Raw genomic sequence first — 24,204 nt, 5'->3', positions numbered from 1 at the left:
GGATAAAGCCTCCTCCGGTTGCAGCGCAGCTTTCATCCCAAAGGACCTTTCCATGTCTATGTTCACCGCGGTCGAAATGGCACCGCGCGACCCGATCCTCGGCCTCAACGAGCAATTTGCAGCCGATACCAACCCCAGCAAGGTCAATCTCGGCGTCGGCGTCTATTACGACGACAACGGCAAACTGCCCCTGCTCCAGTGCGTGCAGGCGGCCGAGCAGAACATGATGAAAGCGCCCACGGCGCGCGGTTATCTCCCGATCGACGGCATTGCCGCGTACGACAACGCCGTGAAGGCGCTGGTCTTCGGCGCCGACAGCGAACCCGTCACCTCGGGCCGCGTCGCCACCATCCAGGCCATTGGCGGCACCGGTGGCCTCAAGGTCGGCGCCGACTTCCTGAAGAAGCTCAACCCCAACGCCAAGGTGCTGATCAGCGACCCGAGCTGGGAAAACCACCGCGCGCTGTTCACCAACGCGGGCTTCGAAGTCGAAAGCTACCCCTACTACGACGCAGCCACGCGCGGCATCAACTTCGACGGCATGCTGGCCGCCCTGAACGCGGCGCCGGCCGGCACCATCGTCGTGCTGCATGCCTGCTGCCACAACCCGACCGGCTACGACATCACCTCGGCCCAGTGGGACCAGGTGGTCGCCGCCGTCAAGGCCAAGGGCCTCGTGCCCTTCCTCGACATGGCCTACCAGGGCTTCGGCTACGGCCTGAAGGAAGACGGCGCGGCCGTCGCCAAGTTCGTCGATGCCGGCCTGACCTTCTTCGTGTCGACCTCGTTCTCGAAGAGCTTCAGCCTGTATGGCGAACGCGTGGGCGCCCTGTCGGTGCTGTGCGAAAGCAAGGAAGAAGCGGGCCGCGTGCTGTCGCAGCTCAAGATCGCCATCCGCACCAACTACAGCAACCCGCCCACGCACGGCGGCGCCGTGGTGGCTGCAGTGCTCAACAACGCCGAGCTGCGCGCCCTCTGGGAAAAGGAGCTCGGCGAGATGCGCGTGCGCATCAAGGCCATGCGCCAGAAGCTGGTCGACGGCCTCAAGGCTGCCGGCGTGAAACAGGACATGAGCTTCATCACCACGCAGATCGGCATGTTCAGCTACTCGGGCCTGACCAAGGACCAGATGGTGCGCCTGCGCAACGAGTTCGGCGTGTACGGCACCGACACCGGTCGCATGTGCGTGGCCGCGCTCAACAGCAAGAACATCGACTACGTCTGCGCGTCGATTGCCAAGGTCATCTGACGGTCAGCTAGATGTGAGGGAATGCGTTTCACGACAATTCCTTCACATTTGGTGAAAAATGGTCCCGGTGGGGGATCTACGTAGGGGTAAGGCCCCTGCACCTTGCCGACGGCGCTGATATATTGCACCGCAACATTCCACTCCAACACCAGCGATGCTCTACCAACTCTACGAAGCCCAGCGTTCCTTGATGGAGCCCTTCTCGGACTTCGCCCAGGCGGCCTCCAAGCTCTACGGCCAGGGCGCCGTGTGGGGCCAGGTGCCCATGGCCCAGCGCATGGCCGCCGGCTACGACCTGCTCTACCGGCTCGGCAAGGACTACGAGAAGCCCGAGTTCAACATCAAGTCAGTGAAGGTCGACGGTGAAGATGTGGTGATCCAGGAGGCCGTCGAGCTCGACAAGCCGTTCTGCGAGCTGCGCCGCTTCAAGCGCTTCACCGACGAGCCGCACATTCTCAAGACGCTCAAGAGCCAGCCCGTGGTGCTGATCGTGGCGCCGCTGTCGGGCCATTACTCCACGCTGTTGCGCGACACCGTACGCACCATGCTGCAGGACCACAAGGTCTACATCACCGACTGGAAAAACGCGCGCCTCGTGCCGCTGTCGGAAGGCGAGTTCCACCTCGACGACTACATCAACTACGTGCAGGAGTTCATCCGCCGCCTGCAGGCCGAATATGGCAACTGCCACGTGGTGAGCGTGTGCCAGCCGACCGTGCCGGTGCTGGCCGCCGTGTCGCTGATGGCCAGCCGCGGCGAGCAGCTGCCGCTGACCATGACCATGATGGGCGGGCCCATCGATGCGCGCAAGTCGCCCACCGCGGTCAACAACCTCGCGATGAACAAGAGCTTCGAGTGGTTCGAGAACAACGTGATCTATCGCGTACCGCAGGGCTTCCCCGGCGCAGGCCGCAAGGTCTATCCCGGCTTCCTGCAGCACACCGGCTTCGTGGCAATGAACCCCGACCGCCACGCCAGCAGCCACTACGACTACTTCAAGGACCTGATCAAGGGCGACGACGCCAGTGCCGAGGCGCACCGCAAGTTCTACGACGAGTACAACGCCGTGCTCGACATGGACGCCGATTACTACCTCGAGACCATTCGCACCGTGTTCCAGGAGTTCAACCTGGTCAATGGCACCTGGGACGTCAAGAACCCCAAGGGCCAGGTGGAGCGCGTGCATCCGCAGGACATCCATTCCACCGCCCTGCTCACGATCGAAGGCGAACTCGACGACATCTCGGGCTCGGGCCAGACCGAAGCCGCGCACAGCCTGTGCACCGGCATCGCCGACGACAAGCGCGAGCACTACGAAGTCAAGGGCGCAGGCCACTACGGCATCTTCAGCGGCCGCCGCTGGCGCGAACTGGTCTATCCGAAGGTGCTGAAGTTCATCGCGGCCAACGACCAGCCGCAAAGCCGTGCCGGCAACCGTGGCGGCCTCGCAGCAGAGGACACGATCAAGCCGGAGCGCAAGGCAGCCGCCGTCGCGGCCAAGAAAGTTCCAGTGAAGAAGGCCGCGAGCGTGGCCGTGAAGAAAAGGCCGACTGCGCGCTGAAGCGCGCGCAGCTTCACCCCATGGACGGGCTCGCCGCACGCATCAACGACGCGCTGCCTCAAACGCAGTGCACGCGGTGCGGCTACCCGGATTGCGCAAGCTACGCCCAGGCCGTGGCCGGCGGCGAGGCCGGCATCAACCAGTGCCCGCCGGGCGGTGCCGAAGGCATCGAGCGGCTCGCGCAACTCACCGGCCGCGCCGCCCTTCCCCTCGATGCCCAATTCGGCACCGAAGGCCCGCGCGCCATGGCGGTCATCGACGAAGCCTGGTGCATCGGCTGCACGCTGTGCCTCGATGCCTGCCCCACCGACGCCATCGTCGGCATCAACAAGCGGATGCACACCGTGATCGAAGCCCACTGCACGGGTTGCGAGTTGTGCATTCCGGTCTGCCCCGTCGACTGCATCTCGCTCGAAGTCGAGACGCCCGGCCTCAGTGGCTGGCAGGCCTGGTCGACTGAACAGGCCGCCAGCGCGCGGCGCCGCTACGAGGTGCATGGCCGGCACCGCAACACCGACGCGCGGCTGGCCGACAAGGCGCCCGAGCCCGAAGCCCTGCAAGACGCCGGCGCCCGCAAGCGCGCCATCGTCGAAGCCGCACTGGCGCGTGCCCGCGCCGCCTCGCAACAACGACAACGCCCGCCGACCACCACCAAGCCATGACACTCGACACCCTGCTCATCTACGTCGTCGCCTCGCTCGCGTTGGCCCTGATTCCGGGGCCGACGATGCTGCTGGCGCTGTCCAACGGCATCGAAGGCGGCATGCGCCGTGCAAGTTGGGGGATTGCCGGCGCGTCGCTCGGCAGCGTCACGCTGATCGCCGTCGTCGCGCTCGGGCTGGGCTCGCTGCTCGCGGCTTCGGAGTGGCTCTTCAACGCGATCCGCATCGCCGGCGTGGCGTACCTCGTGTGGCTGGGCATCAAGCTCTGGCGCAGCGAGGCCGCCGACCTCGGCACGGCGCTGGCCAAGTCGCCGCTCGAGGTCCGGCCACAGGGCCGCGTGGCGCTGATGCGCAGCCTCGCGGTGGCATTGTCGAATCCGAAGACGGTGCTGTTCTTCGCTGCCTTCCTGCCGCAGTTCATCGACATCGCGAAGCCGCAAGGCCCGCAGTACCTGCTGCTGGGCACGGTGTTCGTCGCACTCGACACCTGCGTGATGCTGGCCTATGCGTCGGCCGGCACGCAGGCCGTGCGCTTTCTCTCGCAGCGCGGCCTCAAGGCCATGAACCGCAGTTGCGCAGCCGGCATGTGGCTGCTCGCGGCTACGCTTGCGATGTGGCGCCGCCCCGGCGCATAGCAAAGCTCTCCCCCAGGCTTCGCGCACTTCGTGTCGCTCCGCCACCCCCCTCCCGGGGGCAACACCTGCGGCCCGGCAAAGCCGGTTCCGCGGTGTTACCGGAAATCGAGTTTCATGCTCTTCGCTTGAAGAGCATCAGCAGCACACCAGCCAAGACGACGGCCACGGCGTACCACTCGAAGCGAGTGACCGTCTCGTTGGCGATCCACACGCCCAGCAGCATCGCGATCACCGGATTGACGAAGGTGTAGCTCGCGGCCAGCGCAGCAGGCGCCTTCGCGAGCAGGACCATGTAGGCGTTGAAGGCAATCAGCGAACCGAACACCACGAGGTAGATCCACGCGGCGACCGCTTCGGGCTGCAGCGGCCAGCTCATCGTTTCGCCGGACATCGCGGCAAGCCCCATCAGCACCAGGCCGCCGCAAAGCATCTCGCTCGCAAAGCCCATCGCGCCGGGCGCCAACGGCAGGCTGCGCTGGCTCAGCACACTGCCCAGCGACCAGCAGACGCAGGCGATGCAGATGGCGATCAGCCCCTCGGGCGAGGAACGGAAACCGCTGCCCTGCGTCAGCATCAGCACGCCGACGAGGCCGAGCGCGATGCCAGCGGCCTCCAGCCGCGACGGCTTCACGCCCCAGATCAGGTTCATCAGCGCAATCAGCAGCGGGATCACCGCGATGAACGCCACCACCAGCCCCGAGCCGATCGACACCTCGGCATTCGCCGTGCCGCCCATGCCACCGCCGAGCATCAGCGCGCCGACGACGAAGGCATTGCGCCACTGCGCGAGCGATGGCCACGGCGCGCCGCGCCAGCGCATCCAGAGCGCCAGCAGCACGCCCGCGAACAGGAAGCGCGAGCCCATCTGCAGAAACGGCGGAAAACTGATCAGGGCGTACTTGATCGCGAGGTAGGTCGAGCCCCAGACCACCCACGTGGCGGCGAGGCAGAGCCACAGCAGCGGCGGCAGCCCAGGGCGCGCGGCAATGGGTGCAGCTTGGGCGGGAGAAGCGAGAGTCGGCATGTGGAGAGTGTTTCTTCTTGGTGTGAGATGCCGGTCATGGTATGAAAGCGATCCCCCGGCAGCCATGCAAGATTCATGGTTCTGCCCTCGCCAAACCGTCGATTTAAAGGAGTTGCATGGACTTTTCCTTGAATCCCGCCCTGGACGCCCACGACACCCGCATCCTCGCCGAACTGCAGAACGACGCGCGCCTGACCATGGCAGAACTGGGCCGCCGCGTGCACCTGAGCCAGCCCGCCGTGACCGAACGCGTGAAGAAGCTGGAGGCCGCGGGCGTGATCAGCGGCTACCGCGCGACGGTGAACCTCGGCAAGCTCGGCTACGGCATCCGCGCGATCATCCGCGTGGGCCGCGCCGACTACGCGCGTGTGGTGGAACTGGTGCAGCAGACGCCCGAATGCGTCAATGCCTACAACGTGACCGGCGACGACAGCTGGATCCTCGAGATCGCGGTGATCGACGTGAGCCACCTCGATGCGGTGGTCACCAAGTTCTGCATCCTCACCGAGACGGCGACCTCGATCATCCTGAACCCGGCGCGCGAGCACCAGCCGATGCTGCCGCCTCAGCGTTCGGACGTCAGGCCGCCGATCAAGAAAGTACTTAACGCGTAGCGGCCAGCGCGCTGAAGGCTGCCACCACCTCGGGTGGCGCCTGCACCATCTCGATCAGCACGCCCTCGCCCGCGATCGGAAACTCGTCGCTCGCCTTCGGATGCAGGAAGCAGATGTCGAAGCCGGCCGCGCCCTTGCGGATGCCACCGGGCGCAAAGCGAACGCCCTGCGCCGTGAGCCACTCGACGGCCCTGGGCAGGTCGTCGATCCACAGGCCCACGTGGTTGAGCGGCGTGGTGTGCACGGCGGGCTTCTTCTCGGGGTCCAACGGCTGCATGAGGTCGACCTCGACCTTGAACGGCCCCGCGCCCATCGCGCAGATGTCTTCGTCGACATTCTCGCGCTCGCTCTTGAAGGTGCCCGTGACTTCGAGCCCCAGCATGTCGACCCAGAGCTTCTGCAGCCGCAGCTTGTCGGGTCCGCCGATGGCGATCTGCTGGATGCCCAGGACCTTGAAGGGGCGTGCGTTGGTGCTCATGCCGCGCAGCCTTCCGGCTGCTCCTGCACCTGCCGCGCATTGAGCCCGAGCTTGCGCAGCAGCACCGTGTCGGCCTCGACGTCGGGGTTGCCGGTAACCAGCAGCTTGTCGCCGTAGAAGATCGAATTCGCGCCGGCCATGAAGCACAGCGCCTGCACCGCATCGCCCATCTGCTGGCGCCCGGCCGAGAGCCGCACGCGTGCGGTCGGCATCGTGATGCGCGCGACCGCGATCATGCGCACGAAGTCGAAGGGATCGACCGGCTCCGAATCGGCCAGCGGCGTGCCGGGCACGCGCACCAGGCTGTTGATCGGCACCGACTCGGGGTACGGGTTCAGGTTGGCCAGCTGCGCGATCAGCCCCGCGCGGTGCACCGGCGCCTCGCCCATGCCGACGATGCCGCCGCAGCACACGCTGATGCCGGCGCTGCGCACATGGGCCAGGGTGTCGAGCCGGTCCTGGTAGGTGCGCGTGTCGACCACGTCGGTGTAGTACTCGGGCGCGGTGTCGAGGTTGTGGTTGTAGTAGTCCAGGCCCGCGGCCTTGAGCTGGTGCGCGTGGTGCGGCTCCAGCATGCCGAGCGTGGCGCAGGTCTGCAGGCCCAGCCCCTTCACGGCCTCGACCAGCACCACCACCTTCTCGACGTCGCGGTCTTTCGGCGCCCGCCATGCGGCGCCCATGCAGAAGCGCGTGGCGCCGGCGTCCTTGGCGGCCTGCGCGGCGCGCACCACCTCGTCGACTTCCATGAGCTTCTGCGCCTTCACGCCGGTGTCGAACTCGGCCGACTGCGGGCAGTAGCCGCAGTTCTCGGGACAGCCGCCGGTCTTGACCGAGAGCAGCGTCGCCAGTTCGATGTCGCCTTCCGGGAAGTGCTGGCGATGCACGGTCTGCGCCTCGAACAGCAGGTCCATCAGCGGCTTGTCGAGCAGCGCCTGTATCGCTTCGACCGTCCATGGCCCTTGCGGCGCCGCGGCCTTCGCAGGCCGGTGCAGCGTGATCGTTTGTTGCAAGTCGTTGGCACCCATCAGCTGAACTCCAGAATGATTTGATCGACGGCGAGCGACTCGCCCTTTTCCGCCGAAATCTTGCCCACCACGCCGTCCTGCGAAGCGAACAGCACGTTTTCCATCTTCATGGCCTCGATCACGGCCAGCTTCTCGCCGGCCCGCACCTGCTGCCCCGGCTGCACCGACACCTCGACCAGCAGGCCCGGCATCGGCGACATCAGGAACTTGCTCAGGTCCGGCGGCGCCTTGTAGGGCATGAGTTCGAGCAGCCGCGCGCCCAGCGGCGACAGCACCATCGCCTCGATCTGCGTGCCGTCGTGCGACACGCGCAGCGCCAGCGGGTTCTTGCCCGCCCCGCGCTCGACCTGCGCGGTGAAGGGCCGGTCGTTGACCGTGCCCTGCACGCGGATGGCGCCGAGCGCAAAGCCGCTGTCGATCTTGTAGTTCTTGCCGCCCACGGCAATGGCGCTGGCGCCCGTCTTGCCATGGAAGTCGGTGACCGAAACAGGGTGATGCACATGCTTGCCCTCCGGCCCCAGTTCCACCACCACGAACTGCTCGCCCACCTTCACGCCGTGGCCTTCGAGCTGCCCGCTGATGCCCGATGCGCGCGCGCGGTAGCGGCGGTGCACGTAGGCCGCGAGCGCGACCAGGAACGACGGATCGGTGTGCGGCACGTCTTCCGCATGGAAGCCCTTGCCGTAGTGCTCGGCGATGAAGCCCGTGTTGAAGTCACCCGCCACGAACTTCGGATGCGCCAGCAGCGCCGCCTGGAACGGGATGTTGCTGCTGATGCCGCGGATCACGAAGCCGTTGAGCGCCTCGCGCATGCGGGCAATCGCATGCTGACGGTCCTTGCCGTGCACGATGAGCTTGGCGATCATCGAGTCGTAGTACATCGGGATCTCGCCGCCGTCGTACACGCCGGTGTCCACGCGCACGCCGTTCAGATGCTCGGTGTCGCTTGCGAACATGGTCTCGGCCGGCGGCTGGAACTTCACCAGGCGGCCGGTCGAAGGCAGGAAGCTGCGGAACGGGTCCTCGGCGTTGATGCGGCATTCGATGGCCCAGCCATTGCGCTTCACCTGCTCCTGCGTGAGCGGCAGCGCCTCGCCGGCCGCCACGCGGATCATCAGCTCCACCAGGTCGAGGCCGGTGATGCACTCCGTGACCGGGTGCTCCACCTGCAGCCGCGTGTTCATTTCCAGGAAGTAGAAGCTCTGGTCCTTGCCGACCACGAACTCCACCGTGCCCGCGCTCTGGTACTTCACGGCCTTGGCCAGTTGCACCGCCTGCTCGCCCATCGCGCGGCGGGTGGCATCGGAGATGAAGGGCGACGGGGCCTCCTCGATCACCTTCTGGTGGCGGCGCTGGATGGAGCATTCGCGCTCGTTCAGGTAGATCACGTTGCCGTGCGAATCGCCCAGCACCTGGATCTCGATGTGGCGCGGCTCCTCGACGAACTTCTCGATGAACACGCGGTCGTCGCCGAAGCTGTTGCGCGCCTCGTTGCGGCAGGAGGTGAAGCCCTCGAAGGCCTCGTTGTCGTTGAAGGCCACGCGCAAGCCCTTGCCGCCGCCGCCGGCGGAGGCCTTGATCATCACCGGATAACCGATGTCCTTCGCGATCTCGACCGCGCGCTCGGCCGTCTCGATGGCGTCGTTCCAGCCCGGAATGGTGTTGACCTTGGCCTCGTTCGCGAGCTTCTTGGAGGCGATCTTGTCGCCCATGGCGGCGATCGAATAGTGCTTCGGCCCGATGAAGGCGATGCCCTCCTCCTCGACCTTGCGCGCGAAAGCTTCGTTCTCCGAGAGGAAGCCGTAGCCCGGATGCACGGCCTCGGCGCCGGTCTTCTTGCAGGCCGCGATGATGCGGTCGGCCTGCAGGTAGCTCTCGCGGCTGGGCGCGGCACCGATGTGCACGGCCTCGTCGGCCAGCTCGACGTGGCGGGCTTCCTTGTCGGCGTCGGAGTAGACGGCGACGGTGAGGATGCCCATCTTCTTGGCCGTTTGAATGACGCGGCAGGCGATTTCGCCACGGTTCGCAATCAGGATCTTCTTGAACATGTTCTTCTTCTCCGTGCCCGTCACAGGGGGATGTTGCCGTGCTTGCGCCACGGGTTCTCGAGCTTCTTCTCGCGCAGCATCACCAGCGAGCGGCAAATGCGCTTGCGCGTTTCGTGCGGCAGGATCACGTCGTCGATGTAGCCGCGCGCGCCAGCCACATACGGGTTGGCGAAGCGGGCCTTGTACTCGGCCTCGCGGGCGGCGAGCTTTTCCGGATCGTTCTTGTCCTCGCGGAAGATGATTTCCACGGCGCCTTTGGCGCCCATCACCGCGATCTCCGCGCGCGGCCAGGCGAGGTTGACGTCGCCGCGCAGGTGCTTGGAGGCCATCACGTCGTAGGCGCCGCCGTAGGCCTTGCGGGTGATGACGGTGATCTTCGGCACCGTGCATTCGGCGTACGCGTAGAGCAGCTTGGCGCCGTGCTTGATGATGCCGCCGTACTCCTGGCCCGTGCCGGGCATGAAGCCGGGCACGTCGACGAAGGTAACCACGGGAATGTTGAAGGCGTCGCAGAAGCGCACGAAGCGCGCGGCCTTGATGCTCGACTTGATGTCGAGGCAGCCCGCCAGCACCAGCGGCTGGTTGGCCACGATGCCGATGGTCTGGCCTTCCATGCGGGCGAAGCCGATCACGATGTTCTTCGCATAGTCGGGCTGCAGCTCGAAGAAATCGCCGTCGTCCACCACCTTGAGGATCAGCTCCTTGATGTCGTAGGGCTTGTTCGGGTTGTCGGGCACCAGCGTGTCGAGCGAATAGTCGGGCCGGTCGGCCGGGTCGCCCTGGCCGTTGTTGCCCAGGCGCACCGGCGGCTTCTCGCGGTTGTTGAGCGGCAGGTAGTTGTACAGGCGGCGCAGCATCATCAGCGCCTCGACGTCGTTCTCGAACGCCATGTCGGCCACGCCGCTGCGCGTGGTGTGGGTGACGGCGCCGCCGAGCTCTTCGGCAGTGACGCTTTCATGTGTCACGGTCTTCACCACCTCGGGGCCGGTGACGAACATGTAGCTCGAGTCCTTCACCATGAAAATGAAGTCTGTCATGGCGGGCGAATACACCGCGCCGCCCGCGCAGGGGCCCATGATCATGCTGATCTGCGGCACCACGCCCGAGGCCATCACGTTGCGCTGGAACACGTCGGCATAGCCGCCGAGCGAGGCCACGCCTTCCTGGATGCGCGCGCCGCCCGAGTCGTTGAGACCGATGACGGGGGCGCCGACCTTCATGGCCTGGTCCATCACCTTGCAGATCTTCTCGGCATGGGCCTCGCTGAGCGCGCCGCCGAAGACAGTGAAGTCCTGGCTGAACACGAACACGAGGCGGCCGTTGATCATGCCGTAGCCGGTGACCACGCCGTCGCCGGGGATCTTCTGCTCGGCCATGCCGAAGTCCACCGAGCGGTGCTCGACGAACATGTCCCACTCCTCGAAGGTGCCGTCGTCGAGCAGCAGCTCGATGCGTTCGCGCGCCGTGAGTTTGCCCTTGGCGTGCTGCGCGTCGATGCGCTTCTGCCCGCCGCCGAGACGCGCCTGGGCGCGGCGCTTTTCGAGTTGTTCGATCAGTTCTTGCATGGTGTGCTTCCGAAGCTGTGGTCCTGAATTTCGTGTGGTGTCATGGCCTGGCGGTGATGGCGGCTGCCGCAAGCAATTGGCGCGCCGCGGTCGATGCGGGCAACGTGCCCTGCGCCACCTGCTGCGTGAGCCCGGGCAGCAGCTCGCGCACCTGCGGGTGATGCCTGAAGGCGTGCTTGAGCCCGGCGTCGATGCGCTCCCACATCCACGCGGTGGCCTGCTTCTCGCGGCGTTTGGCGAGCCTGCCGTTGGCGGTCTGCAGTTGCCTGAACTGCGTGACGGCGTCCCAGAACGCGTCGACGCCCGTGCCTGCCAACGCGCTGAGCTGCAGCACCTTGGGCAGCCAGAAGCGCACCTCCGTGCCGCTGTGCGCGTCATGCACCGCATGCGCGTGGTCCGGGTTGCCCTGGTGGCCGAAAAGGCGCAGCGCCGAGGTGATCTGCGCCTGCGCGCGCGTGGCGGCGTCCTTGTCGATGTCGGCCTTGTTGATGACGACCAGGTCGGCGAGCTCCATCACGCCCTTCTTGATGGCCTGCAGGTCGTCGCCCGCGTTGGGCAGCTGCATCAGCACGAACATGTCGGTCATGCCGGCCACGGCCGTTTCGCTCTGGCCCACGCCCACGGTCTCGACGATCACGATGTCGTAGCCCGCGGCCTCGCACACCAGCATCGCCTCGCGCGTCTTCTCGGCCACGCCACCCAGCGTGCCGCTCGACGGGCTGGGCCGGATGTAGGCGCGCTCGTGCACCGAGAGGTGCTCCATGCGCGTCTTGTCACCGAGGATGGAGCCGCCCGACACGGTGGACGAAGGATCGATGGTAAGCACCGCCACGCGATGCCCCTTGCCGATCAGCAGCAGGCCCAGCGTCTCGATGAAGGTCGACTTGCCCACACCGGGCACGCCCGAGATGCCGAGGCGAAACGAGTTCCCGGTGCGCGGCAGCAGCGCGGTGAGCAGCTCGTCGGCCTGCGCGCGGTGGTCGTCGCGGGTCGATTCGAGCAGCGTGATCGCCTTGGCGATCGCGCGGCGCTGCGACATGCCCGACGTATCGACGACCGCGCTTTCCAGCGCTTGCACGGTGTTCAGCACGCGTCCTCCGGAGACACGCGCCAGCGGTAATGCAGGTCGACGCCCTCCTCGCCTTCGAGCACGAAGCCGTGCCGCAAATAGAAGCGGTTGGCGTCGCTCTGCACGAGCGCAGTGAGCTTGATGTCGAGATGCTGCTCGCGCGCCTGCGACTTGGCCCACTCCAGCACCCATTCGCCGATGCCCAGCCCCTGGAAGCCTGTGCGCAGGTAGAGGTGCTCGAGGCGCAGCGCGTCGCTGCCCTCGGGCTTGAGCGTGACGAAGCCGATGCGCTGGTCGCCGTCGAGCACGATGTGGTGCATGTAGGGCACCACGAAGCCCGCGTTCAGGCGTTCGCGCGAACGCGCCGGGTCGAAGCGGCCCACGCGCTCCAGGCTCGGGCGCATCGCGTCGATGCGCAAGGCCAGCATGGCCTCGAAATCGCTGGAATCCACCGGCTGCAGCGACAGCCGCGACAAGAGATCGCCCACGTCGCTTCTCAGGCCGAGACCGCCGCGCGGATCTGTTCCAGCACGTCCTTGGCGCTGGCGGGAATGGGCGTGCCCGGGCCGTAGATGCCCTTGACGCCGGCCTCGTAGAGAAAGTCGTAGTCCTGCCGCGGGATCACACCGCCGACGAAGACGATGATGTCGTCCGCGCCCTGCTTCTTCAGCTCGTCGATGATGGCCGGCACCAGCGTCTTGTGGCCGGCGGCCAGCGTGCTGACGCCGACAGCGTGCACGTCGTTCTCGATGGCCTGCCGCGCGCATTCCTCGGGCGTCTGGAACAGGGGGCCCATGTCGACGTCGAAACCCAGGTCGGCAAAGGCCGTGGCCACCACCTTGGCGCCGCGGTCGTGACCGTCCTGCCCGAGCTTGGAAATCATCACGCGCGGACGGCGCCCCTGTTCTTCGGCGAAGGCGTTGATTTCGGTCTTCAGCGCTTCCCAGCCCTCGGCCGAATCGTAGGCAGCAGCGTACACACCGGTCACCTTTTGCGTGTCGGCCCGATGGCGGCCGAATGATTTTTCGAGCGCATCCGAAATCTCGCCCACCGTGGCGCGCAGGCGCACCGCATCGATGCTGAGTGCGAGCAGGTTGCCGGTGCCGTTCTCCGCGGCTTCGGTCAGCGCGTCGAGCGCGGCCTGCACCTTGGCGCCGTCGCGCGAGGCGCGGATCTTCTGCAGCCGCGCGACCTGCTGCTCGCGCACCATCACGTTGTCGATGGAGAGGCTGTCGATCGCATCCTCGGTCTTGAGCTTGTACTTGTTGACGCCCACGATCACGTCCTTGCCGGAGTCGATGCGCGCCTGCTTCTCGGCGGCGGCCGCCTCGATCTTGAGCTTGGCCCAGCCGCTGTCGACCGCCTTGGTCATGCCGCCCATCGCTTCGACCTCTTCGATGATGGCCCAGGCCGCATCGGCCATGTCCTGCGTGAGCTTCTCCATCATGTAGCTGCCGGCCCAGGGATCGATCACGTTCGTGATGTGCGTCTCTTCCTGGATGATGAGCTGCGTGTTGCGCGCGATGCGGGCGCTGAACTCGGTGGGCAGCGCGATGGCTTCGTCGAGCGCATTGGTGTGCAGTGACTGCGTGCCGCCGAACACCGCGGCCATCGCCTCGATGGTGGTGCGCACCACGTTGTTGTACGGGTCCTGCTCGGTGAGGCTCCAGCCCGAGGTCTGGCAGTGCGTGCGCAGCATCAGGCTCTTGGGGTTCTTCGGGTTGAACTCCTTCATGATGCGGCACCACAGCAGGCGCGCTGCGCGCATCTTGGCGACTTCAAGATAGAAGTTCATGCCGATGGCCCAGAAGAAGCTCAGGCGACCGGCAAAGCCGTCCACATCGAGGCCCTTGGCCAGCGCGGTCTTCACGTACTCCTTGCCGTCGGCCAGCGTGAAGGCCAGTTCCAGCGCCTGGTTGGCGCCGGCTTCCTGCATGTGGTAGCCGCTGATCGAGATCGAGTTGAACTTGGGCATCTTCTGCGCCGTGTACTCGATGATGTCGCCGATGATCCGCATGCTCGGCGCTGGCGGAAAGATGTACGTGTTGCGGACCATGAACTCCTTGAGGATGTCGTTCTGGATGGTTCCGCTGAGCTGGTCTTGCGCCACGCCCTGCTCTTCGGCCGCGACCACGTAGCCCGCGAGCACCGGCAGCACGGCGCCGTTCATCGTCATCGACACGCTGACCTTGTCCAGCGGGATCTGGTCGAACAGGATCTTCATGTCCTCGACCGAATCGATCGCCACGCCGGCCTTGCCGACGTCGCCCGTCACGCGCGGGTGGTCGCTGTCGTAGCCGCGGTGGGTGGCGAGGTCGAAGGCCACGCTCACGCCCTGGCCGCCGGCAGCCAGCGCCTTGCGGTAGAAGGCGTTCGATTCTTCGGCGGTGGAGAAGCCTGCGTACTGGCGGATGGTCCAGGGGCGCACCGCGTACATGGTGGCCTGCGGGCCGCGCAGGTAGGGCTCGAAGCCGGGCAGCGTGTCGGTGTACTTCAGGCCCTGCAGGTCGGCGGCGGTGTACAGCGGCTTCACGGCGATGCCGTCGGGCGTGATCCAGTTCAGCGCATTCACGTCGCCGCCCGGCGCTGACTTGGCAGCGGCCTTGGCCCAGGCTTCGAGATCGGCGGGCTTGAAAGAGGGTTCGGGTGTGCTGCTCATGAAGGGGCCGTTCGCAGGGTCTTTCAGGGTATTCGCAAATTCGCCTGCACGGATTTGCAAGCCGGCCGCGAGTCTAACCGATCCATAATTATTAATTCAAACCCCATTTTTGCAGTACAGTCCGGCCCATGTCCGCCGTTACCCTCACCCCCCGCGCCCTCTACGAAGAGGTGGCCGAGCTGCTGCGCCAGCGGATCTTCCGCCGCGAGCTGGAGCCCGGCAGCTGGATCGACGAACTCAAGCTGGCCGAGGAATACGGCATCAGCCGCACGCCGCTGCGCGAGGCCTTGAAAGTGCTGGCGGCCGAGGGCCTGGTCACGATGAAGGTGCGGCGCGGCGCCTACGTCACCGAGGTGTCGGAGCAGGACCTGGCCGACGTCTACCACCTGCTCTCACTGCTGGAAAGCGATGCCGCCGGCGTGGTGGCCGAGCGTGCCACCGACGCGCAGCGTGCGGAGCTGAAGGCGCTGCATGCCGAGCTGGAAGCCGCGGTCGGAAACCGCGAGCATTTCTTCGCGATCAACGAGCGCTTCCACATGCAGCTGCTGGCCATCGCCAACAACAAGTGGCGCGACCAGATGGTGGCCGACCTGCGCAAGGTGATGAAGCTCAACCGGCACAACTCGCTGTTGAAGGCGGGGCGCATTGCGGAGTCGCTGGCGGAGCACCGCTCGGTGATGGCCGCCATCGAGGCGCGCGACGCGGAAGCCGCCATGGCCCGCATGCGGGAGCACTTCCAGAACGGCCTCGAAGCCGCGAACTGAAACCTGCCAGCGCGGCGCCGTGCCGGCGAGGAACACCTCCATGGCGCATTGGAATGCGGCCGGGGCTACGTGCTGAAGCTGAGCAATCAGGGCCGGGCGCCCCTCATTCCTGGCTCGAGGTTCCTGCTTCCCCGGCGAGACGCTGCGCCGTCTCCAGCAGCAGCGGCGCGATGCGCACCACCATCGTGTCCTTGGGCAGCAGGTATGCGGGGCCGGCGCAGCTCACTGAGTAGCGTTCGCCGCGCGGGCCCTCCAGTGCGAAGGCGATGGCGTGGATGTGCGGATTCCATTCGCCGAAAGAGCCGCAGTAGCCCAGCCGGGCGTACTCGTCGAGGCCGGCCATCAGGCTGGGCTCGATGGCGCTCCAGCTCTCCCCGCTCTCGGCTCGGATCTGCGCCAGCAGTTCGGCCTGGTCCTGCGCCGGCAACGCCGCCAGGTAGGCGCGCCCGGCGGCCGAGGTGGCGATGGTCATGCGCGTGCCCACCTCGATGCGCGAGCTGATGACCATGGAACGCGGCCGCACCGAATCGATGATGAGCATGTCGAGTTCGTCGCGCACGCCCATGTGCACGCTCACGCCGGCCGATTCCGACAGCGCCGCCAGGTGCGGCCGCGCCACCGTGCGCAGGTCGAATTGGCGCAGGTAACGGCTGCTCATGTCGAGCAGCGCCGGGCCGAGGCTGAAGCGCTCGCTGTCCTGCGACTGTCGCAAATACCCCGCACTCACCAGCGTGGCGGTGAGCCGCGACACCGTGGCCTTGGGGATGCCCGTGGTGTCAGCCAGTTCGCGATTGCCTATGGGTGCCGATGCCATGCCGATGACCCTGAGGAGAGCCAGGCCCCTGGCGAGCGCACTTACCTCTTCTTTGCCGCCAACCGCGTCATTCATTTATCCAAACCTTTTTATGTCCCTGATGCTCCTCATTTTTCAGCAAAAAACGGTTGACGCGCCACTTATCGCGAAGTAGAGATTTCGGAACAATGTTTCAACAAAAGGCAGCAAGCCGCGGCGGGCCTGCTTTTGGGGAAAGCGTGCGATGCGTGTGGGGCTTCAGGCGGCTTGCGCAGCCGGCTCGCGCGCCATCGCCATCACCTCGTGCGCAGGCAGCATCTTGAGCCGGTGATCGCTCCAGACCTGGCGCCAGCGCCGCGCGCCCGGCAAGCCGTTGCGCAGGCCCAGCATGTGCCGCGCGATCGACCACCACTGCGTGCCATGCTCGGCCGCCTCGCGCGCCATGTAGTCGCACATCAGCGACTCGACCTCGTCGCGCGTCAGCGATTGCGCTTCTGCGCCGTAGAACTCTGCGTCCCACTCGGCCAGCCACCAGGGGTTGTGATACGCCTCGCGCCCGACCATCACGCCGTCGAGCAGGCGCAGGTGTTCGTGCACCTGTGCGCTGACCGAGATACCGCCGTTGATGGAAAACCGCAGCGACGGAAACTCGTGCTTCAGCCGGTGCACCAGCTCGTAGCGCAGCGGCGGAATCTCGCGGTTCTGCTTCGGGCTCAGTCCCTTCAGCCACGCATTGCGCGCGTGCACGATGAAGGTCTGGCAACCAGCCTCGCTCACCTGGCCCACGAAGTCGCGCACGAATTCGTAGCTCTCGATCTTGTCGATGCCGATGCGGTGCTTGACCGTGACGGGCACGCTCACCACATCGACCATCGCCTTCACGCAGTCGGCCACCAGTTGCGGCTCGTTCATCAGGCAGGCGCCGAAAGCGCCGCGCTGCACGCGCTCGCTGGGGCAGCCGCAGTTCAGGTTGATCTCGTCGTAGCCCCACTCTTCGCCGAGCTTCGCGCAGTGCGCCAGGTCCGCCGGCTCGCTGCCGCCCAGCTGCAGTGCGACCGGGTGTTCCTCGGCGTGGAAGCGCAGGTGCCGGGGCACGTCGCCATGCACCAGCGCACCGGTCGTCACCATCTCGGTGTAGAGCAATGCGTGGCGCGACAGAAGGCGATGGAAGTACCGGCAATGGCGGTCCGTCCAATCCATCATCGGTGCAACCGACAAGCGGCCGGCCCAGGTGTGTTCAATGTCCATAGATAACGATGACTTGCCGCTTCAGGTCCCGCCGAAGCAGCAGAACATTTTTCAAGCGCAAGGCGCGCACGGCGAATGCCCGCATTTTGCCCCCTGCGCCAGCGCCGCCGCACGCAGGGCTGCGGCGCATCAACGCTCGCGCGCGGCGCGGCGCAGCACCTGGGTGATCGGCTCCACCATGTACTGGAGCGCGGTGTGCTCCTCTCCCCGCAGGTAGATTTCGGCAGGCATGCCGGCGAGCAGCTTCAGGTCTCCCGCCGTCGCGAGAGAAGCCGGGTCGGCCTCGACCAGCACCGAGTAGTAGGGAGCGCCGGTCGCATGGTCGACCAGGCGGTCGCCCGACACATAGATCACCTTGCCGTGCACCAATTGCGTGGTGCGGTACTTGAATGCCGTGAACCGGATGTCGGCCGGCTGCCCGCGTTGAATCCGCCCGATGTCCTCGGGGCGGACGCGCGCATCGGTCACCAGGCGGGTGTCGTCCGGCACCACGTCGGCGATGGTCTCGCGAGGCGGGATCACCGCGCCGGGCGTCGAATACTTCAGATCGATGATCTCGCCGCTGGCCGGCGCCGTGATCACCTGGCGCGCCGAGGCGTCGGCCGATTTGCGCCGCTCCTGCTCGATCTCGGCCAGTCGCGCCGCCGTGACCTTGAGCTGGTCGCTCGCCTGCTGGCGGTAGTCGCTCTCGAGCGAGCGGATGCGCAGATCGGCATCGACCGTGCGCTGCTCGGCGCGCGCCAGCTCCGCGCGCCGCTCCTCGATCTTCACGCCGTAGTCGGCCACGGTGCCTTCGAGCTGCGCGATGCGCGTGGCCGAAATGAAGCCATCCTTGAGCAGCTTGCGGTTGGTCTCCAGATCGTTCTTCTGGAACTTCATCGACTCGCTCGCCTGCATGATCTGAGCGCGCAGCGCGCCGATCTCCTCGGCCACCTTCTCGCGCTGCGAACGCAGCAGGCGCACCTGCCCCACCAGCGCATCGCGCCGCGCCTCGAACAGCGCGCGCTCCTTGTCCAGTTGCGCTGCCAGGCGTGGGTCGGCCGCCGCGGTCTCGACCACGTCGGGAGCGAAGGTGATCGTGCGCGCCATGGTCTGCTCCGCGTCGAGCCGCGCGAGGCTGGCGCGCTCGGTCTTGACGCGGTGGTCCAGCCGGTTCCTGTCGGCATCGACCGAGACGTCGCCCAGCACCAGCAGGGGCTCGCCCAGCCGCACATGCTGGCCGTCGCGCACCAGGACCTCGCGCACGATGCCGCCTTCGGCATGCTGCACCGGGCGCCGGTTCAGGTCCACCTTCACATAGGCCTGCGCCACCACGGCGGACGACAGCGGCGCGAAGCCCAGCCACGCGGCGGCCGGCAGAAATCCGCAGACCAGCACGGCCAGGCCCCAGTGCATCAGGCGGCGCGCTTCGCGCACATGCAGCGCGAGAGGGTCGTTGGCCGCGATGGCATGCGCCGCGTGATTCATCGGACAACCTCCGTGCTGCGCACTGCGGTGCGAGCTTGCTTGGGGCGGCCCGGCGCGGCGCTCATGACACCTTCTCCGCAGGGCGCGACGGCATCATCACCACCTGGGCGCTGCCCGTGTTCTGGCCCGAACGCCTGATCGTCTGCATCACCTCCGCCGCCGGTCCGTACTGCTTGACGCGGCCGGCCTCCAACACCAGGAGCTTGTCCATATGCTGCACCAGCGCGCTGCGGTGCGTGACGACGACCACCGTGACCTGCCCGCGCAGCGCCTTCAAGGCCTCGCCCAGCGCCAGTTCGCCCGCCCCGTCCAGGTTGGAGTTGGGCTCGTCCAGCACCAGCAGCTTCGGGTTGCCATAGAGCGCGCGCGCCAGCGCGATGCGCTGGCGCTGGCCCGGCGACAGCATCACGCCCATGTTGTCGACGACGGTGTCGTAGCCCTCGGGCAACGCCAGGATCAGCGCATGCACGCCGGCACGCTGTGCCGCCTGCACGACCTTGTCCGCATCGACCTCGCCCAGCCGCGCGATGTTGTCGGCAACGGTGCCGGCGAACAGCTCGACATCCTGCGGCACATAGCCGAGCCAGGGGCCGAGTTCTTCGCGCGGCCATTGCGCGAGGTCGACCTCGTCCAGCCGTACGACACCTGCATGCGGTCGCCACAGGCCGGTCAACAGGCGCACCAGGGTCGACTTGCCGGCACCGCTGGGGCCGGTGATGGCCAGCGACTCGCCGGGCTCCAGGCTCAGCGACACGCCCGCGAGGATCATCCGCTCGCCCTGCGGAGGCCGGAACACGAGGCCCTCCGCGTACAGGCGGCCACTCGGCGCCGGCAGCGCCATGCGTTGCGGCTGCCGCTCGGCGGCACCCAGCACCTCGGACAGGCGCGCGAAGGCAAGGCGCCCCTCGGCCAGGACGCGCCAACTCCCCACCACCTGTTCGACCGGCGCCAGCGCCCGGCCGAGCAGGATGGTGCAGGCCACCAGGATGCCCGGCGTGCCTTCGCCCGTGATGACGAGGTAGGCACCCAGTGCCTGCAACAGGACCTGCACCGCCTGGCGCGTGGTGCGCGTGAGCGCAGCCATCGCCACCGACTTGCGCGCGGTCGGCCCCTGCCGCGCGGCGACGCCGGCGTTGAGATCCCGCCAGCGCCCGATCACCGCCTCCCCCATTCCGAGCGATTGCGCCAGCTCCGCGTTCTGCATCGAGGATTCGAGGTAGCGCGTGGCCCTGGCGGCGTCCTTCTGCAAGGCTTCGATGTCGCGGCGCGTGATGCGGTCGTTCACCACGGCAAGGATGAGCATCAGCACCGACGCGGCGGCGGCGGCCATGCCCAGCATCGGATGCGCCATCCAGATGACCGCGACATAGACGAATGTCCATGGCACATCGAACAGGGCCAGCAGGCCCTGGGCGGAAAACAGGCTGCGCAGCGCTGCGACGTCGCGCAAGCCTTCGGAAGGCACGCGCTCGGCGCGCCGCGCCGTGCGGGCCAGCATGACCTTGGCCACCACCGGAGACAGCTGATCGGCGATCAGATTGCCCGCGACGCCCTGCAGCCGGCTGCGCAGGTAGTCCAGCATCAGCATCAGGCCGAGCGCCACAGCGACGCCGATCAGCAGCACCAGCAGCGTCTCCCGGCTCTGGCTCGTCAGCACGCGGTCGAAAACCTGCAGCATGAAAAGCGCGGGGGCGAGCAGCAGCAGGTTCACGAAGAACGAGAAGCCCGCAACGAAAAGAAGCGGCCGCTCGAGAAGCTGGAGAAGTGGCTTCATGTCGATTTCTCTCTTGTGCCGCCACCCGCACCCGCGGGCGGCGGGCGGTTTCTCACAGCCCGACCTTGATGTCGTTGCTGTCGAAGGTGTCGGCCGGATTGCTCAGCGTCAACGTCGCCACCAGCGTGCGGTTGGCGGCGCCCAGGCCGTCGGCGTCGTAATACAGGTTGCCCGTCGCGCTGTCGTAGATCACGTGCACGCCCGCCCCCACCACGTCTCCCGCGCCACCGCCGTTCAAGGACGCGAACTCGGCCGCCGACAGCGTGCTTCCGCTCGCAGTCGTGAGGGCCGTGAACGTGCCGCGCGACAGCTCGATCAGGTCGCCGCTCGCCGCCGATCCCGACGCATCGAAGTCGGTGATCGAATCCACAGCATTGGGTGCCGAGTCGAAGACGAAGGTGTCGTTGTCCGCGCCGCCGGTGAGTATGTCGGCGCCGGCCCCACCGACGATGCGGTCGTCGCCCGCAAGGCCGTTGATCACGTCATTGCCGCCGCCGCCGCGCAATTGATCGTTCGACGCCGAACCGGTGATCGTGTCGGCGAAGGCCGTGCCGATGACGCCCTCGAAGTTCCTGTAGCTGTCGGTGCCAAGCCCGGCGGCGCTGGCATTGAAGCTCGTCGGGCTGCTGCTTTGCGTCAGCGTGAACGTGAGCCCGGCGGTGCCGTCCGAGAAGTCGAGCAGGTCACCGGTGCCCCCTGCCCCATCGAGCGTGTCGTTGCCGGCACCACCGCGGATGATGTCGTTCGAGGCGCTGCCGGTGAGGGTGTCGGCCAGGCCCGTTCCGATCACGCCTTCGATGTTCTGGTAGGTGTCGTTGTTACCGAGTCCGCCGGTGCCGTTGACGATGCTGGTCGATACGGCACTCTGGACCAGCGTGAAATTGACCGCCACGGTCCCATCCGAGAAGTCGAGCAGGTCCTCGGTGCCGGCACCGCCATCCATCGAGTCGTTGCTGCCCAGGCCGCCTCGCAGCACATCGTTGCCGGCACCGCCCGACAGGGTGTCGTTGCCGTCGCCACCGATCAGGAGGTCGTTGCCGGAAGAGCCGAGCAGCGTGTCGGCTCCGTTGCCGCTGCCTCCGATGAAGACGTCACCGCCCGCACCGCCGGTCAGGTTGTCGGCGCCGCCGCGGCCATCGATGAAGGAGGCCTGGTAGGTGCCGGCCGCGCTGAGATCGATCGTGTCGGCTGCGTTGCCGGTGGACACGGCCATGACGTCGATCGTCGCCGTTGCCGTGGCGGTGCCGCCGGCCCCGTCCGACACGGTGTACTGGAAACTGCCGGCCGCGGCGCCCGCCGTGCTGCCGCTGGTGAAGCTGATCGTGCCGTTGGTGGCGTCCAGGGTCAGGCCCGAAATCCCGACCGCGCCGCTGACACTTGTGATCGTCAAGGCAAGACCGTCGATGTCGGTGTCGTTGCCGAGCAGCGAACTCGCCGACAGCGTGACCAGCGTGCTGCTGGACACGATGACCCTGTCGGTCGCGGCGACCGGGTCGTCGTTCACCGCGTTGACGGTGATGCTCGCCGTGTCGGTGGCGCTCGAGAACGCGGAGCTGCCTCCATTCGTCACGGTGCTGGCCGTGGTGCCTGCCGTGCCGCTCGTCTGGTCCCAGGCGTGGAAGGTGACGCCATTGCCGATTGTCCCATTGAAGTTCGAATTCGCCTGGAAGTAGACACGCGTGTTCGCGTCCGCGGCCAACAGCAGCGCGGACGCGTCCGACACCGCACCCACCGCTGCCCAGCTGGCGCCGCCGTTGGTGGAATACCACCAGCTTCCGTTGGAGGCATTCACCCCCGACAACGCGATGCCGGTGATGGCGCCGTTGTCCGCATCGGTCACGTTGTCGAGGCCGCCGGCCGGCGGATTCAGATTCACCAGGCTCGATACGAGCGTCCCGACGGCACCGACCGGCGCGCCGGCATCCTCGTTGACCGACGCCAGGGCGGGTGTCGCGGCAGCATTCAGTACAGGGGCATCGTTGGTGCCGGCGATGGTCACGGTCACAACCCGGCTGGCGGTGCCGTCGGACGAGACTGCGGTGAAGCTGTCGCTGATTGATTGACCGGCGCCCAGTTGCTGGATCGCCGTCTGGCCGTCGTTGGCCGTGTAGGTCCAGTTGCCGTCGGCTGCCAATGCGAAGCTGCCGTAGCCATTGCTGCCGGTGGTGCTCGCTTGAGGCGCAAAATTCGACTGACCCGCATCCACGTCGGCAATCGTCAGCGCGCCGCTGGCCGCGAGACTGCCACCGGACACCGCGACGTCTTCTTGCACCGTAGCGCTGGCCATACCACCAATCGTCGGTACGTCGTTGGTCCCGGTGATCGTCACGGTCACCACTTGACTGGCCGTTCCGTCGGACGAGACTGCAGTGAAGCTGTCGCTGATCGTTTGACCTGCGCCAAGCTGTTGGATCGCCGTTTGGCCATTGTTGGCCGCGTAGGTCCAGTTGCCATTCGCCGCCAGCGTGAAGTTGCCATAGCCATGGCTGCCGGGAGTGCCCGCTTGGGGCGCGAAGTTCGACTGGCCCTGATCGACATCGGCAATCGTCAGCGCACCGCTGGTGCTCAGGTTCGGCGTCGAGGCATCCTCGGTCACCGCGCCGCTGGCGACGCCGCCGATCACTGGCACGTCGTTGGTGCCGGTGATCGTTACCGTCACCACTTGGCTGGCCGTTCCGTCGGACGAGACCGCGGTGAAGCTCTCGCTGATCGACTGACCTGCACCGAGCTGTTGGATCGCCGCTTGGCCATTGTTGGCCGTGTAGGTCCAGTTGCCATTGGCTGCGAGCGTGAAGTTGCCATAGCCGCTGCTTCCGGCAGTGCCAACCTGGGCTGCGAAGCTGGACTGGCCCGTATCCACATCGGCAATCGTCAGCGCACCACCGGTGCTCAGGTTCGGCGTCGATACGTCCTCGGTCACCGCGCCGCTGGCGACGCCGCCGATCACCGGCACGTCGTTGGTGCCGGTGATGGTCACAGTCACCATTTGGCTGGCCGTCCCATCGGACGACACGGCGGTGAAGCTGTCACTGATCGACTGACCCGCACCGAGCTGCTGGATCGCGCTTTGGCTGTTGTCGGCCGTGAAGCTCCAGTTGCCATTCGCCGCCAGCGTGAAGTTGCCATAGCCATGGCTGCCGGCCGTGCTCGCTTGGGGCGCAAAGTTCGACTGGCCCGCATCCACATCGGCAATCGTCAGCGCACCGCTGGTGCTGAGGTTCGGCATCGAGGCATCCTCGGTCACCGCGCCGCTGGCGACGCCACCAATCACCGGCACGTCGTTGGTGCCGGTGATGGTCACGGTCACGAGCTGGTTGGCTGTGCCGTCGGAGGAAACTGCGGTGAAGCTCTCGCTGATCGACTGACCTGCGCCAAGCTGTTGGATCGCGCTTTGGCTGTTGTCGGCCGCATAGATCCAAGTGCCGTCGGCCGCCAGCGTGAAGTTGCCGTAGCCGTTGCTACCCGCGGTGCCAGCCTGGGGCGTGAAGTTCGACTGCCCCTGGTCTACATCGGCAATCGTCAGCGCGCCGCTGGTGCTCAGGTTCGGCGTCGAGGCATCCTCGGTCACC

19 protein-coding genes are annotated in these 24,204 nt (G+C 66.7%); 6 read left to right on the top strand and 13 right to left on the bottom strand.

The window, feature by feature from the left end; genetic code table 11:
* Nucleotides 1-52 precede the first annotated feature (52 nt).
* The 4 genes from PMI12_RS01175 (at nt 53) to PMI12_RS01160 (ending at nt 4,107) form a co-directional block, all read left to right on the top strand.
* Entirely contained in the window at nt 53-1,249 is a 1,197-nt protein-coding gene (locus PMI12_RS01175) for an amino acid aminotransferase (RefSeq protein ID WP_007828180.1), read from the top strand.
* A 154-nt stretch (nt 1,250-1,403) separates the two neighbouring features.
* The gene (locus PMI12_RS01170) at nt 1,404-2,810 is read left to right on the top strand and encodes a polyhydroxyalkanoate depolymerase (protein WP_007828179.1); all 1,407 of its coding nucleotides are present in this window, start codon (nt 1,404-1,406) and stop codon (nt 2,808-2,810) included.
* Nucleotides 2,811-2,830: 20 nt separating this feature from the next.
* Complete coding sequence (locus PMI12_RS01165) at nt 2,831-3,472, top strand: RnfABCDGE type electron transport complex subunit B (protein WP_007828177.1); 642 nt, start codon at nt 2,831-2,833, stop codon at nt 3,470-3,472.
* Complete coding sequence (locus PMI12_RS01160; RefSeq protein WP_007828170.1) at nt 3,469-4,107, top strand: LysE family translocator; 639 nt, start codon at nt 3,469-3,471, stop codon at nt 4,105-4,107. Before PMI12_RS01165 ends, PMI12_RS01160 begins: the two co-directional genes overlap by 4 nt.
* A gap of 112 nt (nt 4,108-4,219) precedes the next feature.
* Here PMI12_RS01160 and PMI12_RS01155 read toward each other — a convergent pair whose 3' ends face one another.
* Nucleotides 4,220-5,131, bottom strand: coding sequence for an EamA family transporter (locus tag PMI12_RS01155; RefSeq protein ID WP_007828167.1), 912 nt, complete (start codon nt 5,129-5,131; stop codon nt 4,220-4,222).
* A gap of 116 nt (nt 5,132-5,247) precedes the next feature.
* Here PMI12_RS01155 and PMI12_RS01150 point away from each other — a divergent pair, with 116 nt between their 5' ends.
* Nucleotides 5,248-5,745 carry an Lrp/AsnC family transcriptional regulator gene (locus PMI12_RS01150; protein WP_007828166.1) on the top strand — a complete coding sequence of 166 codons (498 nt, stop codon included), beginning with the start codon at nt 5,248-5,250 and terminating at the stop codon, nt 5,743-5,745.
* On the opposite strand, the gene PMI12_RS01145 is transcribed toward PMI12_RS01150, so the two are convergent.
* From PMI12_RS01145 to scpA, 7 genes are read right to left on the bottom strand one after another with little or no spacing between them, the layout of a single operon-like run.
* The gene (locus PMI12_RS01145) at nt 5,735-6,223 is read right to left on the bottom strand and encodes a VOC family protein (protein ID WP_007828164.1); all 489 of its coding nucleotides are present in this window, start codon (nt 6,221-6,223) and stop codon (nt 5,735-5,737) included. The genes PMI12_RS01150 and PMI12_RS01145 overlap by 11 nt on opposite strands.
* A complete protein-coding gene (bioB, locus tag PMI12_RS01140; RefSeq protein ID WP_007828162.1) occupies nt 6,220-7,248 on the bottom strand; it encodes a biotin synthase BioB in 1,029 nt (342 codons plus the stop codon). Before bioB ends, PMI12_RS01145 begins: the two co-directional genes overlap by 4 nt.
* Nucleotides 7,248-9,296: an acetyl-CoA carboxylase biotin carboxylase subunit gene (accC, locus tag PMI12_RS01135; RefSeq protein WP_007828161.1), complete on the bottom strand. Its 2,049-nt coding sequence runs from the start codon at nt 9,294-9,296 to the stop codon at nt 7,248-7,250. Before accC ends, bioB begins: the two co-directional genes overlap by 1 nt.
* A 20-nt stretch (nt 9,297-9,316) precedes the next feature.
* Nucleotides 9,317-10,861 (bottom strand): acyl-CoA carboxylase subunit beta, encoded by a 1,545-nt coding sequence (locus tag PMI12_RS01130; RefSeq protein WP_007828159.1) that lies wholly within the window; start codon nt 10,859-10,861, stop codon nt 9,317-9,319.
* A 40-nt stretch (nt 10,862-10,901) separates the two neighbouring features.
* Nucleotides 10,902-11,951, bottom strand: coding sequence for a methylmalonyl Co-A mutase-associated GTPase MeaB (gene meaB, locus PMI12_RS01125; protein WP_007828156.1), 1,050 nt, complete (start codon nt 11,949-11,951; stop codon nt 10,902-10,904).
* Complete coding sequence (locus PMI12_RS01120; RefSeq protein ID WP_007828155.1) at nt 11,945-12,418, bottom strand: GNAT family N-acetyltransferase; 474 nt, start codon at nt 12,416-12,418, stop codon at nt 11,945-11,947. Before PMI12_RS01120 ends, meaB begins: the two co-directional genes overlap by 7 nt.
* Nucleotides 12,419-12,426: 8 nt before the next feature.
* Nucleotides 12,427-14,589, bottom strand: a complete 2,163-nt coding sequence (gene scpA / locus PMI12_RS01115) for a methylmalonyl-CoA mutase (RefSeq protein ID WP_007828154.1) — start codon at nt 14,587-14,589, stop codon at nt 12,427-12,429.
* Nucleotides 14,590-14,717: 128 nt separating this feature from the next.
* On the opposite strand from scpA, the gene PMI12_RS01110 reads away from it, so the two are divergent.
* Nucleotides 14,718-15,353 (top strand): GntR family transcriptional regulator, encoded by a 636-nt coding sequence (locus PMI12_RS01110; protein WP_007828153.1) that lies wholly within the window; start codon nt 14,718-14,720, stop codon nt 15,351-15,353.
* 103 nt (nt 15,354-15,456) lie between these two features.
* Here the strand turns inward: PMI12_RS01110 and PMI12_RS01105 are convergent, their stop codons facing one another.
* The 5 genes from PMI12_RS01105 to PMI12_RS01085 form a co-directional block, all read right to left on the bottom strand.
* Nucleotides 15,457-16,242, bottom strand: coding sequence for an IclR family transcriptional regulator (locus tag PMI12_RS01105; protein WP_007828152.1), 786 nt, complete (start codon nt 16,240-16,242; stop codon nt 15,457-15,459).
* Between the two features lie 162 nt (nt 16,243-16,404).
* Nucleotides 16,405-17,394 (bottom strand): tRNA dihydrouridine(20/20a) synthase DusA, encoded by a 990-nt coding sequence (dusA, locus tag PMI12_RS01100; protein ID WP_007828151.1) that lies wholly within the window; start codon nt 17,392-17,394, stop codon nt 16,405-16,407.
* Between the two features lie 129 nt (nt 17,395-17,523).
* Nucleotides 17,524-18,861 (bottom strand): HlyD family type I secretion periplasmic adaptor subunit, encoded by a 1,338-nt coding sequence (locus PMI12_RS01095; protein WP_007828149.1) that lies wholly within the window; start codon nt 18,859-18,861, stop codon nt 17,524-17,526.
* Nucleotides 18,862-18,922: 61 nt separating this feature from the next.
* A complete protein-coding gene (locus tag PMI12_RS01090; RefSeq protein WP_007828148.1) occupies nt 18,923-20,635 on the bottom strand; it encodes a type I secretion system permease/ATPase in 1,713 nt (570 codons plus the stop codon).
* A gap of 52 nt (nt 20,636-20,687) precedes the next feature.
* On the bottom strand, nt 20,688-24,204 hold a 3,517-nt coding region (locus tag PMI12_RS01085; protein WP_049965301.1), incomplete at its 5' end, for a beta strand repeat-containing protein.

Origin of the sequence: Variovorax sp. CF313, assembly GCF_000282635.1 — a bacterium.
In the GTDB taxonomy this organism is placed as follows: domain Bacteria; phylum Pseudomonadota; class Gammaproteobacteria; order Burkholderiales; family Burkholderiaceae_C; genus Variovorax.
This window is presented reverse-complemented; position numbering and strand designations above follow the sequence as displayed.

Excerpts from the sequence above, each read along its gene's own strand:
- PMI12_RS01105 (WP_007828152.1), bottom strand. The coding sequence starts at position 16,242 with ATGAATGACGCGGTTGGCGGCAAAGAAGAGGTAAGTGCGCTCGCCAGG.
- PMI12_RS01145 (WP_007828164.1), bottom strand. The coding sequence starts at position 6,223 with ATGAGCACCAACGCACGCCCCTTCAAGGTCCTGGGCATCCAGCAGATC.
- PMI12_RS01155 (WP_007828167.1), bottom strand. The coding sequence starts at position 5,131 with ATGCCGACTCTCGCTTCTCCCGCCCAAGCTGCACCCATTGCCGCGCGC.
- PMI12_RS01130 (WP_007828159.1), bottom strand. The coding sequence starts at position 10,861 with ATGCAAGAACTGATCGAACAACTCGAAAAGCGCCGCGCCCAGGCGCGT.
- dusA (WP_007828151.1), bottom strand. The coding sequence starts at position 17,394 with ATGGACATTGAACACACCTGGGCCGGCCGCTTGTCGGTTGCACCGATG.
- accC (WP_007828161.1), bottom strand. The coding sequence starts at position 9,296 with ATGTTCAAGAAGATCCTGATTGCGAACCGTGGCGAAATCGCCTGCCGC.
- PMI12_RS01165 (WP_007828177.1), top strand. The coding sequence starts at position 2,831 with ATGGACGGGCTCGCCGCACGCATCAACGACGCGCTGCCTCAAACGCAG.
- PMI12_RS01170 (WP_007828179.1), top strand. The coding sequence starts at position 1,404 with ATGCTCTACCAACTCTACGAAGCCCAGCGTTCCTTGATGGAGCCCTTC.
- PMI12_RS01090 (WP_007828148.1), bottom strand. The coding sequence starts at position 20,635 with ATGAAGCCACTTCTCCAGCTTCTCGAGCGGCCGCTTCTTTTCGTTGCG.
- PMI12_RS01160 (WP_007828170.1), top strand. The coding sequence starts at position 3,469 with ATGACACTCGACACCCTGCTCATCTACGTCGTCGCCTCGCTCGCGTTG.
- PMI12_RS01095 (WP_007828149.1), bottom strand. The coding sequence starts at position 18,861 with ATGAATCACGCGGCGCATGCCATCGCGGCCAACGACCCTCTCGCGCTG.
- scpA (WP_007828154.1), bottom strand. The coding sequence starts at position 14,589 with ATGAGCAGCACACCCGAACCCTCTTTCAAGCCCGCCGATCTCGAAGCC.
- bioB (WP_007828162.1), bottom strand. The coding sequence starts at position 7,248 with ATGGGTGCCAACGACTTGCAACAAACGATCACGCTGCACCGGCCTGCG.
- PMI12_RS01150 (WP_007828166.1), top strand. The coding sequence starts at position 5,248 with ATGGACTTTTCCTTGAATCCCGCCCTGGACGCCCACGACACCCGCATC.
- PMI12_RS01110 (WP_007828153.1), top strand. The coding sequence starts at position 14,718 with ATGTCCGCCGTTACCCTCACCCCCCGCGCCCTCTACGAAGAGGTGGCC.
- PMI12_RS01175 (WP_007828180.1), top strand. The coding sequence starts at position 53 with ATGTCTATGTTCACCGCGGTCGAAATGGCACCGCGCGACCCGATCCTC.